Consider the following 13,743-nt stretch of genomic DNA (forward strand, 5'->3'; position numbering starts at 1 on the left):
TCTCCACTTTTTCATTAACGTGATGCGCGATCATTTTTAACAAATCTGCGACAAAATCACTATACATATAACTTAATATCTTTTATACATTAATTGTTCAACCCTGCGACTATTCCACAAAAGAGAAAGCAATATGGAACAGACACCTGATAAGAAAAATGATAATTTTCAAAAAGATGGCAAAGAACAGTTCAATCGCTCGATCGGTCTTATTTCAAACTTTGCGTTGGGTTTTACCTACCTGTCGCCGCTTACTGCCGTCTATTCGCTGTTTGCACTGGCCGTAACGCTGGCGGGGCCGCCCGCAGTATGGTGGATTTTAATCGTCGCATGTGGGCAACTTTTGGTGGCATTGGTGTTTGGTGAGGTCGCTTCCCAGTATCCGATAACCGGCGGGCTTTACCCCTGGGCCAGAAGGTTGTGGGGCAAGAAGTATGCGTGGATCGCCGCCTGGATCTACCTGTGGGCGCTGGTGGTCACCATTACGTCGATCGCGGAATATACATCAACGTTTGTTGAATCACTCTTCCACTATGGTCAGACGCCGGCCACGATGTTGGTGACTTCCGTCCTGCTGCTGCTGTTGATGATGGCCGTTAATATGTCCGGGACTAAAAATCTGGCCCGGGTGGCAAAAATTGGCTTCTGGTGTGAAATTGTCAGCGTGATCGCGCTGGGGATTTATCTGCTGATTTTCCACCGTTCACAGCCGTTCTCTGTGATTTTTGACTCGATGGGCGTGCTGGCTCATGACGGCAGCTACTCCACCGCATTTATGTCTGCTGCGCTGATGGGACTGTTTATGTTCTTTGGCTTTGAGGCCTGCGGTAACGTTGCGGAAGAGGTGCAGAATCCGAGTAAAAAGATCCCGGTGGCGATGATTTTAAGCATCGTATTCGGCGCGATTTCCGCCATTATTTCTGTTATGGGTTATTTGCTGGCTTCACCGAATCTGGTCAGCATCGTGAATGGCAAAACGTCCGATCCGATCCCGGCAATCCTTAATGAAGCTCTGGGCGAAACTGGCGCGACTGTCTTTATCGTGGTTGCAATTATCGCCATGTTGTCGTGCATTTTGTCTCTGCAGGCTGCGTTAAGCCGTCTTATCTTTTCTTTCTCCCGCGACAGAATGCTGCCGGGAAGTGAATGGATGGCCAAAATCTCTAAAAATGGTGTTCCGGATAATGCCATGGTCGTCAGTTGCCTGCTGCCAGTGATCATCTGCGTTTGGGTTTATTTCCAGCCAGATAACCTGTCGCGTATCACCGCGTTTGCTGTTATCGGGATTTACATCTCGTTCCAGATGGTTGTGCTGGCCGCGCTGCGTCAGCGTCTGAAAGGCTGGAAACCGGCGGGGGAGTGGACCATTGGCGGTTGGGGCGTAATCGTGAATGTGCTGGCGTTAGCTTACGGATTGTGCGGGATCTGGTTACTGGCGCAACCGGCAGACAGCAGCGACTTCATCGACCGTTGGACGGTCCTGTTCGGCCTGGCGATTGTTGTTGGCTCGGGGCTTATTTATATGTTCCTGACCCGTCCGTTTGGTCGTTCAGCGGCGCCGGAAAACGACGCCATTGCCTACGCCAATAAGCTCAATATGGGGCAGGATAACTAAAAACTAAGGGCCTTCGGGCCCTTAGTTTTGATAGTGATAAAGGATAAAGTAGTCGCTCCGATACACCACGGTACTGTTTGCAGGTGACAGCAATTCACCCACGCGAAAACGTGGCCAACTGGAGAAAATGATCCTGTTTTCCAGATTAGTCAGAATCACATAGTCAGGATGGGCACAGGAAAGCAGTTCGGCTTCTATCTGACTGACCAGCAGATCGACCGCGGCAACACCGAGAAACTGATCGTTGTAGTAGACCGGGACGGCTGACGTTAGGGTATAGGAGATATTGCAAATATAGTCGACGTAGGGACCGTGGATATAGGCTTTGCCAGCCGGAGGAGAATGCTTAAACCACTCAAAGGTTCTGAAGTCCAGTCGTTGTTGCGTGGCCTGATCCAAATCCAGATGCGCCTGGCTTAAACCATTATCTTTCTTATACCACCACTCCAGCAACCAGTACTCTTTTGTGGTTGCGGTGCTCTCAATATGGCTGGCGAATCCCGCCCCTGAGCAGTAATGGTTGTTATTGAGCGTGCGCTTGATGTGCTGTTGAACGGTGGATCTGACTGAGGGGTCGAGAACGACCTCGGCTGAGGCCTTTTGTACCCCTGAAATCGCCTCATGGATGCTCCTCGCCAGCGCAACGGTAGAATCTACGGTAGAAACAGTAATGTCATCAATTTTACGAATTAATGCGCTTAGGGATGTCGAAGAGCTCATTGTCTGTCCTGCCTTCACTGATTGTCAGTTCGAGTTATATTTCAGCTTTTTTTCAATAAGGTAGTAGGTAAACGTGTCGATGATCCGCGTGGCAAACTGTACTGACTCTGCCTCGTTGTGAGCAGCCAGCGCATCGGCCAGCGCCGAATAAAGCGCGATAATTTCTGCATGAATACTGTCTGTGCGATAAAGTATCGCCACCAGCGATGCCCATTCAGCCTGAACCTGCAGCTCCTGATTGGCCAGTCGCGCTGAATGCGAACTGGCGGCAATCGCCAGCAGACAACGCATATCGGCCTGGGTCATCAGCTCAGGTGAGTTTGCCTTTCTGAGCACCTCGACAAACTCGCGAAATTTGGCGATATCCGCACCGGTCATCCGTCGGGAAGCCAGCCTCGCGCTATGGCTAATAATGGCGCAATGCATTTCACCCAGATCAGACAGATAATCCGTACTGATCGCCTTGAACGGATGCAGGGCGCTATTTTTGCCATCAATATTTTCGCAAACGAAACTCCCGCCATTACGACCACGAACCGTATGGATAAGATTATTAGCCCGAAGCGTGTTTAGCGCTTCCCTGATAGTGATATGTGAGACACCCATCATCTTTGCCAGATCAGTTTCGTTGGGGAGCTGTTCTTTTGGCTCCAGCAACCCCGTGATAATGGCATTTGAAAGGCGTTGGACTATCTGGTCTGAACGACTGACCTGCCCGATAGGCGCAAATATGACCGCGTGAGTAATCATAATCTTTTCTGTACTCAATTCCCTGAAACAACGACCATTTTTAACACATGCCCGTCGGGCAAGGAAGGTAAGAATGGCCGAGTTATTTTACATGCCTGGGCGCAACGTCACTGCACAAGCGGATGTGTGTCCCGATAACCTTATGATGAGCTGGGCGTAACGCGTCAGCTGGCAATAAAAAGCCTCATCCTGCAAATGTGAAAATTAAGTTAAAAATGCGAGGCTTATCATAGTGTCAATGTTGCGCATTTGAAAAAAATTTACAATATATATATTACATAAGATTCTTTATGTATTAATTGGCAGGAGACAAACATGAAAACCCTGAAGCATTTTATTAATGGGCACTATGTAGCAGGCAGTAGCGAAGATAGCTTCGAACTGGTGAGTCCGGTTGACGGTGAAACGTACGCAATATCTCCCAACGCTAACGAGGCGGAGGTAGAGCAGGCTTACTCAGCAGCGGAGGCGGCGTTTAGCATCTGGAGAAAATCGACGCCGGCACAGCGGCAAAAGGCGTTATTGCGGCTGGCCGATGAGATTGAACGCAACGTTGAGCGACTGGTAACCGCGCAGAGCCAGGAAACCGGTCAGCTTCGCCATTTTATTGAGAAAGAGGAGATCGCAGCATCTTGCGATGCCATCCGCTTTTTTGCCGGTGCGGCGCGCTGTCTTGAAGGAAAGGCGGCCGGAGAATATTCCTCAGGATTTACTTCAACCATTCGTCGTGAACCGCTGGGTATTGTTGGGCAAGTGACGCCGTGGAACTACCCGTTCATGATGGCGGTGTGGAAGATTGCACCAGCGCTGGCGGCAGGCAACACGGTGGTGCTAAAACCAAGCGACACCACGCCAGTCAGTACGCTGCTGTTGGCTGAACTGGCCGCACCGTTGTTCCCGAGAGGGGCATTTAACGTTGTATTGGGCAAAGCCAGCACTGGTTCGCTGGTGGTTTCAAACCCGAAAGCCTCACTGGTCTCGATTACCGGTTCGGTCCGTGCGGGTTTGCAGGTTGCGGCTTCGGCGGCGGCAAATCTGACCCGAGCACACCTGGAATTGGGTGGGAAAGCGCCCGCAATCGTATTCGCCGATGCGGATATGGACAAGGCGATTGCGACGATTACCACAGCAGGCTTTTTCAATGCCGGGCAGGATTGCACAGCGGCAACGCGGATTCTGGTAGAGCAATCCATCTACGCAGAGTTTCTTGAAAAACTGATCCAGAAAACAAAAAGTATCAAATATGGGCCGCCAGAAGATCAAAATGCACTGTACGGCGCATTGAATAGCCGGAATCAGCTGGAGCAGGTGAAAGGCTTTATTGAGCGTTTACCGGCACATGCAAAAATTGAAACCGGTGGGCGCGCAGGATCTGGTCCAGGCTTCTATTTTGAGCCGACGATCGTCTCCGGTTTGCATCAAAATGATGAAGCTATTCAGCATGAAGTATTTGGCCCGGTAATGACTATTCAGTCGTTTTCTACTGACGAAGAGGTACTACACAAAGCGAATGATGTGGAGTATGGTCTTGCCGCCAGCGTCTGGACCAGTAACCATGGTCGCGCCCAACGCTTCAGCATTGACCTCGATTTTGGCACGGTGTGGATTAACAATCACATTCCTCTGTGTGCCGAGATGCCGCACGGCGGGTTCAAAAAATCGGGGTACGGCAAAGATATCTCATCTTATTCACTCGAGGAATACACTCGGGTGAAACATATCATGTGCGACATTTCTGAATAGAGAGGGTTACGATGAAAACATTAAAAATCGCGGTGCTTTCATTAGTGATGTTCTCGGGCTATAGCCTGGCAGAAAGTACATCGCTGAATACCGTAAAAGAGTATATGGCGGCGTGGAATGCGCATGATGCTTCGCGAGCCGCTCAATTTCTTGCTGATGATGCGGTCTATTATGATGCCGCCGCAGGAGAACCGATAAACGGCAGGGAAAAAGCAGAAAAAGAGGTTATCGGCGCTTTTATTAAGGCGGTTCCAGATCTTAGCTGGAAAATGGTTGGAAAACCCGTCTACGACGAAGATACCGTGGCCTTTCGTTGGGAATTTTCAGGCAAAAATAGTGGTGAATGGGCAGGGAGTCCGCCGACAAATAATCCGATCAAATTTGAAGGCGTCAGCTATATTCATGTTAAAGCAGGAAAAATCACCTGGCAGGGTGATTATTATGATTCTAAAAAACTGGATGAAGAGTTAAAGCCAGTGAAGTAGTCGGTTGTACCCCTTTATAAATAAGAAGGGGTATCTCTCTTATTTGTGTCGTATTAAAGGCAGTGTGTAGCAATAAGGAAAAAAGTTAATGGCAATTACCAGACGTGATTTTCTCAACGGCGTCGCGGTGACTATTGCGGCGGGACTTACCCCGCTGGAGTGGGTCAGGGCGGCAGGAAAGGGAAACGCATTTATAGATGGAAATTATTATCCTCCTGCGCTGACGGGGCTACGGGGTAATCATCCTGGATCGTTTGAAATGGCGCATGCGCTAGGTCGCGAGCATAAACATTTTGATTTAAACGCTCTGCCCGTTGAGGAAGAGTACGATCTGGTGATTGTGGGTGGCGGTATTAGCGGGTTAGCTGCCGGTTGTTTTTGGCGTCAAGTTGCCGGGCAAAATAGCCGGATCCTGATCCTCGATAACCATGACGACTTTGGTGGACACGCCAAACGTAATGAATTTACCAGCTCGGGTAAGAAATTACTCGGTTATGGTGGCAGCGAAGCATTCCAGTCACCTGCGCATAATTTCAGCCCTGAAGTACAAAAGTTGATGGAAACCGTGGGCGTCAGCGTCACGCGGTTAAAAGAGAGTTTTGACGTAAACTTCTACCCCGACTGGCAGCTCAGTCGCGGCGTTTTCTTCGATAAGAAGAATTTTGGCGAAACAAAAATCGTCAGCGGCGATCCGGGCCGCGCGGTATCTGATGATATTCCGCCGGACAGGCTCAATGGGCGTAAAATTGAAGACTTTATCAATGATTTTCCGCTAAGTGAGAACGACAGAAAAGCGCTGATCGACCTGCACGTCCGGCCCGGGGATTACCTGCCGGGGATGACGGTCGATGAGAAAATGGAATGGCTGGATACTCACAGCTACAGTGAATTTTTGGCAACAAAAGTTGGTTTGAGCAAAATGGCGCTGCTCTATTTCCAGCAGCGTTCCAACGACTTCTTTGCTATTGGTATTGAAGGTATTTCCTGTAGCGATGCCCGTGCGTGCGCCTTACCCGGCATGGAAGGGATGGGGTTACCGCCGCTGGACGGTGAGTCACTGGCCGACCTCGAAGAGCCGTATGTTTACCACTTCCCGGACGGTAACGCCGGGTTAGCCCGTCTGTTAGTCAGATATATGCTGCCGGATGCGCTACCGGGCAACACGATGGAAGACTCTGTCCTCGCCAGATTACATTACGAAAAGCTGGATCTGCCGGAAAACACCACGCGCCTGCGCCTGAACAGCACGGTGATTAATGCGGCCAACGTGCAGGATGGCGTGGCGGTGACCTATCTGCGTGACGGTAAAATGCACCGTGTGCGCGGTAAGAACACCATCATGGCAGGTTATAACATGATGATCCCGTATCTGGTGCCTGAGATGCCGGAACAGCAGCAGGCGGATCTTAAACTGAACGTGAAGGCACCGCTGGTGTACACCAACGTGGTGGTCAAAAACTGGCAGGCGTTCAAACAGCTTGGCGTACATGAGTTTTATTCTCCGGCGGCACCTTATAGCAGGGTCAAGCTCGACTATCCGGTCAGTATTGGTGGGTATCAACATCCGGCCTCCCCGGACGATCCGATGGTCATTCATATGGTCTATGTGCCGACCTATCCGGGCAGTAACCTGTCGGCCAGAGAGCAGTTCCGTCTGGGACGAGCCTATTTGCTGGGGACCACCTTTGCGGCGCATGAGGAGATGATTCGCTCCCAGTTGCAGGAGATGTTTGGCTCAACCGGATTTGATAATCAACGCGATATTTCCGCCATTACGGTTAACCGCTGGGCGCATGGCTATGCGTACTACGCCAACTCGCTGTTCGATGATATGGATAAGATGCCAGAAATTATCGAACGGGCGCGTAAGCCAGTCGGTCGCATTGCCATCGCTAACTCCGATTCTGACTGGAGTGCTTATGCCCACACGGCAATCGATCAGGCATGGCGTGCGGTTAATGAACTCAAGGATATGGGGTGATCTATGCGTAATGTAACCATTCTCGCCGCCTGTTTATTTACCGCTTCGGTTTCCGCTGCTGAATCTAACGGTGAATACATCGCGCGAATTTCAGACTGCGTCGCCTGTCACACAGCTGAAGGTGGTGCGGCGATGGCGGGGGGCAAAAAGTTTCCTACTCCGGTGGGGGATATTTATTCGACCAACATTACCCCGGACAAAACGCAGGGTATTGGAAATTATTCTTACGAGGATTTTGAAAAGGCCGTACGGCAGGGGATCGCCAAAGATGGTCATCCGCTCTATCCGGCTATGCCTTATCCCTCCTATGCAAAACTTTCTGACGAGGATGTTAAGGCGCTGTATAGCTATTTTATGCATGACGTCACGCCGTCAGCACAGCCCAATAAAGAGAATGCTATTCCGTGGCTACTCTCCGCCCGCTGGCCGCTGCATATCTGGAACTGGCTGTTTACCGACGCGCCAGTGTCGGCTGTAGAGGGCGCGAAAACGGATGATAATGCTGCCCTGGTAAAACGGGGTGCTTATCTGGTGGAAGGCCCCGGACACTGCGGTTCATGCCATACCCCGAGAGGCATGGCGATGAACGAAAAAGCGTATACTAATGCTGATGCCGAATACCTGAGCGGCGCGATGATTGACGGCTGGTATGCACCGTCGCTGCGCGGCACCGGTATGTCTGAGCAGGAGTTAAAATCGCTGTTGCTGACCGGTAAAAGCAAGCATGCCGCGGTTTCAGGTTCGATGGCTGAAGTCGTCACGCAGAGTACACAGTATCTGACCGACGAAGATGCCACGGCGATCGCCCAATATCTGTTGAGCCTGAAAAATGCGAAGCCTGAAACGGTACGTGCTGCGGCGACTACAGCATCCTGGTCGAATTCACCTGAGGCGGGCAAAGTGACCTATAACCGCTACTGTTCAACTTGTCACGGTCTGGAAGGGAAAGGTACGGATGATAACGCGCCTTCTTTAGTTAACAATCCACTGGTGATGGTTGATGACCCGACACCGCTGTTCAGAGTGATTGCCCACGGCGCAGAAACACCGACAACGCGTGGCAGCGTCTCCTTTAAGATGCCTGCCTACGGTGGCTTGTTAAGCGACAACGAAATGCGCGACGTGATTAACTACGTGCGTAAAAGTTGGGGTGAAGGGAATAGCGAAGTAAGCCAGGAAGACCTGGCTGGCGTTAAAAAAGCGTCACATTAAACAGTATGCCGGATAAGGTGCTTGCACCTTCATCCGGCAGTGCTTACACGGTGTTTACCCTGATAATATCCACGAGTCGGGTAAACGCCGCCGTCATTTCATGCTCTTCAATACTGGCAAACCCCAGCAGCAGGCCGCTGCGTTTCCCTTCATTTACGTAATAGCGTGACAGCGGGCGCACCAACAACCCTTGCGCATTCGCCTGTTGGGCAATGACCGTGTCATCGCTCCCGGCGGGTAACTGTAAGATCATATGCAGCCCGGCGTTGCTGCTGAAAGAACCAAGAAAATGTTCACCAAGTTGGCGGCTGATAAGCTCTACCAGCATCTGGCGACGACGACTGTATAGCTGACGCATTTTCCGAATGTGTGCCGCGTAATAACCCTCGCGAATAAACTCCGCCAGTGCGGCCTGAATCAACAGATGCCCACCACGATAGAGGTCGTTATGAACCTTTTTCAGCGGAGCGGCTAACGATTTAGGTAGCACGACATACCCGAGTCGTAGTGCGGGATAGAGGGTCTTACTGAATGTCCCGATGTAAATGACCGGTGTCTCTTCTTCCAGCCCCTGCAAAGAGGGAATCGGCTGGCCGGAAAAGCGGAACTCACTGTCGTAATCATCTTCCACTATCCAGCTTCGCGTTTCACGTGCGCGAAAGAGAAGTTGCCGGCGGCGGCTCAGACTCATTACCGAACCGAGCGGGTATTGATGTGACGGTGTCACAAAAATAAGTTTTGGCGGTGTTTCACCTGCATCCGGCGGGACCATGCCTTGTTCATCAACCGGGATAGCCGAAAAATTAACGGCATTGATGCGCAGAATATTTTTGATTCCCCAGTAGCCCGGTTCCTCAATCCAGGCGTGATCGCCGGGGTTGCATAAAGTCCGGGTCACCAGATCCAGGGCCTGGTGAATACCTTCAGTAATCAGAATTTGCTCCGGTGAGCACCGTACGCCGCGAGCAGTGCGCAGATAGTCTGCCAGTGCTTCTTTTAGCTCATTCACGCCGCCTGTGGCATCGTAAGTGAGATACTCCGGGCGCAGTCGTCTTGCCAGCCTGTCCTGAATTTTCTTGAGCACCCGGTGCGGGAAATGCTCTACATCAGGTACGCCTGGAATAAATGCCCCCCACTGACGGGGACTGGCGCTGGCATGACCCAGCAGCTCAAGGCAGCGGTCGGATAAGCGGGTGTGATCTTCCAGAGCGGCAGCAACAGGCTCTTTGTCAGGACGCAGGTCGAGATTGTCCAGCACGCTGTCGGTCACAAATGTGCCGCTGCTGGTGCGCGCGGAAATATACCCTTCAGCTTGCAACTGTTCGTACACCCGCAGGACGGTATTGCGCGATAGCGTCAGCTCTCCTGCCAGGTCACGCGACGGAGGCATTCGGGTAGCCGGTTTCAGGCTACCTTCGAGGATGCAACTACAAATGGCGGCATACAGGCGGCGATGTAGTTTTTCGTCAGTCTGCTGATTAAATGCATGCTTGATCACATCTCCGGCAAGTGAACGCATTTGGATCCTTAAAATAAAACGATTTGGCTCTCGATTAAAGTACCAGACGGCGTCTAAATTTAAAGGGTAATTCAACCGAAATGTATTAATGGACAAGGTGTAGAGAATGAACAATAAAAACCTGCAACAACGTCGTCTGGATGCCACCCCGCGTGGCGTGGGTGTGATGTGTGATTTTTATGCCCAGTCGGCAGAAAACAGCACGATTACCGATATCGAAGGCAATCAGTACATCGATTTTGCCGCCGGGATCGCCGTGCTGAACACCGGACACCGCCATCCTCGCCTGGTGCAGGCAGTCGAAGCGCAACTTCAGGCTTTTACCCATACGGCTTATCAGATTGTCCCGTACGAAAGCTATGTGTCTTTGGCTGAGAAAATCAACGTCGTTGCGCCAATCGACGGCAAGCGTAAAACCACATTCTTCACTACCGGGGCTGAAGCGGTAGAAAACGCGGTGAAAATTGCGCGCGCGCATACCGGCCGTCCTGGCGTTATCGCATTTGGCGGTGGTTTTCACGGGCGTACTTACATGACGATGGCGTTAACCGGCAAGGTGGCACCCTATAAAAAAGGTTTCGGCCCGTTCCCTGGCTCTGTTTACCATGCGCCGTATCCTTCTGAATTGCAGGGTATTTCCACGGCGGATTCCCTAAAAGCGATTGAGCGTCTGTTTAAAGCCGATATCGATCCAACCCAGGTTGCGGCGATTATTTTCGAACCCGTCCAGGGCGAAGGAGGCTTCGTGGTGGCACCGCCAGAATTTGTGGCTGCCATCCGCCGTATTTGCGACGAGCATGGCATCGTGATGATCGCTGATGAAGTACAAAGCGGGTTTGCCCGTACGGGTCAGCTGTTTGCGATGGATCATTACGCCGATAAAGCGGACCTGATGACCATGGCGAAAAGCCTTGCGGGCGGCATGCCGCTGTCAGGCGTCGTGGGCAAAGCTGAAATTATGGATGCGCCTGCGCCGGGTGGTCTGGGGGGAACCTACGCCGGAAACCCGCTGTCGATTGCAGCGGCCCATGCGGTGCTGGATATCATTCGTGATGAGCAGCTATGCCAGCGTGCGGCGGCTCTCGGCGAACAGCTGCGCGCCGCTCTGACAGACGCGCAAGCAGGGTGTCCTGAACTGGCCGAAGTGCGAGGTTTAGGCTCTATGATTGCTGCTGAATTCTGTGATGCAGCGACAGGAGAACCCAACGCTGCTGCCGCACAACGCGTGCAGAAGAAAGCCCTTGAGCAAGGATTACTGCTGCTGACCTGCGGTCAGTATGGCAACGTTATTCGTTTCCTTTACCCGCTGACAATTCCGCAGGATCAGTTCGCTAAAGCGCTCGATATTATCAAAGCAGCAACCAAGTAATTCGTTAGTTGTCATTTACACAAAGCCGACGGTCGTCATCACCGTCGGCTTTTTTGTTGCCGTGGATTTACCAACCACATTCCGTTATATATTTACATATATATCGATTGGATCTATTCTATTCATCATACAAATATAATAACTGTACTCTTCAAGAGAAGGCGCTTGCGTTAGCGGCCTCCAGTCTTTCTATCTAACGAATTGAATTAACGAATGTTAAATAACAAATTTACCCCAGTGGCCTCTGGGTTGTTAACCTTTGCCTGTTTTTCCACCGCCGTCACGGCTCATGCTGAAGATACCGTCATCGTTTCGGCGCCAGCCACGTCACAATCCTCGTTATCGGAACATGAACCTCCGGCGAGCGAAAAAAAAGTCACGTTAGGTAGCCTCGGCGAGCGAGAGTTGATAGACGTTCCCTGGTCGGTGCAGACGTTGTCGAAAAAAGTGCTGGATCAGCAACAAATCAAAGATGTGAAAGACGCCTATCGCTACCTACCGTCCGTTCAGGGTGACGGCGTCCGCCCACAAACCCGCGGCATGCAAGGGAGCGTGGTACAAAACCATATGATTGATGGCCTGAACGCCGTCTCCACGACGGAATATTCGACCGAACAGTTCCAGAACATTGAGGTGTTGAGCGGCATCGCTGGATCGCTGTATGGCCCTGCTAATCCAGCAGGGATGTTTAATTTGGTGTCTAAACGACCTGTCGATACACCGTTGCATCGCGTCACAGTAGGGCAAGGTACAGGGTCGGGAACGTTGGCATCGATGGATTTCAGCGGCCCAATCGATGCGGGAGACCGGGTGAAATATCGCCTCAACTTGCTGAACGATGAGGGCCATAGCTACACCACCGATAGCCATGTCCGTCGACAGTACGCTGGCTTGGGGCTGGACTTTCAACTGACAGATCAAACGGTGCTGGAGAGTAATTTCAGCTATTACCATTATTACGAAAAAGGCATGCCGGGTAGCTTTGCCCTGGCGAAAGGCGTTCACTTTCCCGCGGCATTTGATCCTACGGACAGTAAATATGGTCAATCTTATGCGGGTCATGATGACGAAACGACTACCGTCGATATGCATATTAAGCATGATTTTGACGGCAACTGGATGCTGGATCTGGGGGCGCTGCACCAGGTTGCAGACCGCGAGTCGACGGCCGTGACCAACACCCTGACGGATAACCGGGGCGATTACACCACTACAACCTCTAATTCGGCGGCCAGTCGGTTTACCATCAACAGTTATTTAGCGAACCTGACCGGTAGCATTGATACCGGCTGGCTGACGCAGGATATTGCTACCGGAATGCGTGGATTTGTGTGGAAAAACTATAATCCAAGAAACGGCGGCACTTTCACTCTGGGGCATTCTTCTCTCGATCAACATCCCGACTATCCACGACCACCGTATCCAGATTTTAACGATCGCTATCATTCAGCGACCACCACTCAACATGCATTTTTGCTCAGCGATACGCTGCATTTTTCCCCGCAGTGGAGTTTGCTGCTTTCCGGCAGTGAGAACCTGTTTACCGTCAGTAACTACAACAAAGCTGGACATGAAAGCAGCCGTCAGCAGGACAATGGCATGAGCGGTTCTACCAGCCTGATGTATAAACCGGTGGAGAACGTCACGCTGTATACCACCTGGGCGGACAGTTTGCAGCAGGGCGATATCGCGCCCGCTGGGGCGCGCAATGCCGGGCAGGTGTTAGATCCCTACCGTAGCCATCAACTGGAGGTGGGCGCAAAATATGCGCCAGTAAAAGATCTGCTGCTCACCGCTGCGCTTTTTGAAGCCAAACGCCCCTTTGCCTATACCAACGACAATGGCGATTTTGCTCAGGATGGTACGCAGAAAAACCGTGGGCTGGAACTGATGGCTGATGGGCATATCACCCGTAATTTGCGCGTGTTAGGCGGGGGGGCCTGGCTTGATCCAACACTTCATAATACCGCGGCCAGCAATGCGGATGGTAAGCAAGTTGTTGGTTTGCCGCGCTTCGCCTCGAATATCCTCGCAATCTACACCATCGAACGGGTTCCGGGACTGGATGTCGACACGAACGTGCATTACGTCGGACGTCGGGCTACCGATAATGCCAACGACAGCTGGGTCGGGAGTTACACCACGGTGGACATCGGTACGCGTTATGCCACCAGACTGTGGAACACACCAACCACTTTCCGGTTTGATATCACCAATCTCACCGACCGTCACTATTGGACCAATATTGTTCCGGGCGCATTGACTGGTTACACGGGCGCAGGGGCTGCCAGCGCTCAACTTGGCGCACCGCGCCAGGCTCAGTTTTCTGTTCAGGTTGATTTTTAGGGG

General features: G+C 51.6%; 10 protein-coding genes. 7 read left to right on the plus strand and 3 right to left on the minus strand.

Annotated elements, in window-relative coordinates; translation table 11 throughout:
* The first annotated feature begins 133 nt into the window (after positions 1-133).
* Positions 134-1,615 (plus strand): APC family permease, encoded by a 1,482-nt coding sequence (locus tag BZK40_RS00715; protein WP_003832697.1) that lies wholly within the window; start codon positions 134-136, stop codon positions 1,613-1,615.
* Between the two features lie 21 nt (positions 1,616-1,636).
* On the opposite strand, the gene BZK40_RS00720 is transcribed toward BZK40_RS00715, so the two are convergent.
* Positions 1,637-2,335 (minus strand): cache domain-containing protein, encoded by a 699-nt coding sequence (locus BZK40_RS00720; protein WP_032943241.1) that lies wholly within the window; start codon positions 2,333-2,335, stop codon positions 1,637-1,639.
* 24 nt (positions 2,336-2,359) lie between these two features.
* Positions 2,360-3,085 carry a FadR/GntR family transcriptional regulator gene (locus BZK40_RS00725; RefSeq protein ID WP_003029304.1) on the minus strand — a complete coding sequence of 242 codons (726 nt, stop codon included), beginning with the start codon at positions 3,083-3,085 and terminating at the stop codon, positions 2,360-2,362.
* 315 nt (positions 3,086-3,400) lie between these two features.
* On the opposite strand from BZK40_RS00725, the gene BZK40_RS00730 reads away from it, so the two are divergent.
* The 4 genes from BZK40_RS00730 to BZK40_RS00745 all read left to right on the plus strand — a co-directional run bounded on the left by BZK40_RS00730 (position 3,401) and on the right by BZK40_RS00745 (position 8,506).
* Positions 3,401-4,828 carry a gamma-aminobutyraldehyde dehydrogenase gene (locus tag BZK40_RS00730; RefSeq protein ID WP_079933954.1) on the plus strand — a complete coding sequence of 476 codons (1,428 nt, stop codon included), beginning with the start codon at positions 3,401-3,403 and terminating at the stop codon, positions 4,826-4,828.
* Between the two features lie 11 nt (positions 4,829-4,839).
* Positions 4,840-5,313: an ester cyclase gene (locus BZK40_RS00735; RefSeq protein WP_032943249.1), complete on the plus strand. Its 474-nt coding sequence runs from the start codon at positions 4,840-4,842 to the stop codon at positions 5,311-5,313.
* Between the two features lie 88 nt (positions 5,314-5,401).
* Positions 5,402-7,294, plus strand: coding sequence for an NAD(P)-binding protein (locus BZK40_RS00740; protein ID WP_008784633.1), 1,893 nt, complete (start codon positions 5,402-5,404; stop codon positions 7,292-7,294).
* Between the two features lie 3 nt (positions 7,295-7,297).
* Entirely contained in the window at positions 7,298-8,506 is a 1,209-nt protein-coding gene (locus BZK40_RS00745; RefSeq protein WP_079933955.1) for a c-type cytochrome, read from the plus strand.
* A 43-nt stretch (positions 8,507-8,549) separates the two neighbouring features.
* Here the strand turns inward: BZK40_RS00745 and pdxR are convergent, their stop codons facing one another.
* Positions 8,550-10,025 (minus strand): MocR-like pyridoxine biosynthesis transcription factor PdxR, encoded by a 1,476-nt coding sequence (gene pdxR, locus BZK40_RS00750; protein ID WP_079933956.1) that lies wholly within the window; start codon positions 10,023-10,025, stop codon positions 8,550-8,552.
* Positions 10,026-10,131: 106 nt separating this feature from the next.
* Between pdxR and puuE the strand changes: the two genes are divergently transcribed.
* Together puuE and BZK40_RS00760 are read left to right on the plus strand one after the other, a co-directional pair.
* Entirely contained in the window at positions 10,132-11,394 is a 1,263-nt protein-coding gene (puuE, locus tag BZK40_RS00755) for a 4-aminobutyrate transaminase (RefSeq protein ID WP_071446917.1), read from the plus strand.
* A 213-nt stretch (positions 11,395-11,607) separates the two neighbouring features.
* Entirely contained in the window at positions 11,608-13,740 is a 2,133-nt protein-coding gene (locus BZK40_RS00760; protein ID WP_079933957.1) for a TonB-dependent receptor, read from the plus strand.
* The last annotated feature ends 3 nt before the right edge of the window (positions 13,741-13,743 follow it).

It is taken from the genome of Citrobacter portucalensis, from assembly GCF_002042885.1.
Lineage (GTDB): Bacteria > Pseudomonadota > Gammaproteobacteria > Enterobacterales > Enterobacteriaceae > Citrobacter > Citrobacter portucalensis.

Excerpts from the sequence above, each read along its gene's own strand:
- BZK40_RS00715 (WP_003832697.1), top strand. The coding sequence starts at position 134 with ATGGAACAGACACCTGATAAGAAAAATGATAATTTTCAAAAAGATGGC.
- BZK40_RS00720 (WP_032943241.1), bottom strand. The coding sequence starts at position 2,335 with ATGAGCTCTTCGACATCCCTAAGCGCATTAATTCGTAAAATTGATGAC.
- BZK40_RS00725 (WP_003029304.1), bottom strand. The coding sequence starts at position 3,085 with ATGATTACTCACGCGGTCATATTTGCGCCTATCGGGCAGGTCAGTCGT.
- BZK40_RS00730 (WP_079933954.1), top strand. The coding sequence starts at position 3,401 with ATGAAAACCCTGAAGCATTTTATTAATGGGCACTATGTAGCAGGCAGT.
- BZK40_RS00735 (WP_032943249.1), top strand. The coding sequence starts at position 4,840 with ATGAAAACATTAAAAATCGCGGTGCTTTCATTAGTGATGTTCTCGGGC.
- BZK40_RS00740 (WP_008784633.1), top strand. The coding sequence starts at position 5,402 with ATGGCAATTACCAGACGTGATTTTCTCAACGGCGTCGCGGTGACTATT.
- BZK40_RS00745 (WP_079933955.1), top strand. The coding sequence starts at position 7,298 with ATGCGTAATGTAACCATTCTCGCCGCCTGTTTATTTACCGCTTCGGTT.
- pdxR (WP_079933956.1), bottom strand. The coding sequence starts at position 10,025 with ATGCGTTCACTTGCCGGAGATGTGATCAAGCATGCATTTAATCAGCAG.
- puuE (WP_071446917.1), top strand. The coding sequence starts at position 10,132 with ATGAACAATAAAAACCTGCAACAACGTCGTCTGGATGCCACCCCGCGT.
- BZK40_RS00760 (WP_079933957.1), top strand. The coding sequence starts at position 11,608 with ATGTTAAATAACAAATTTACCCCAGTGGCCTCTGGGTTGTTAACCTTT.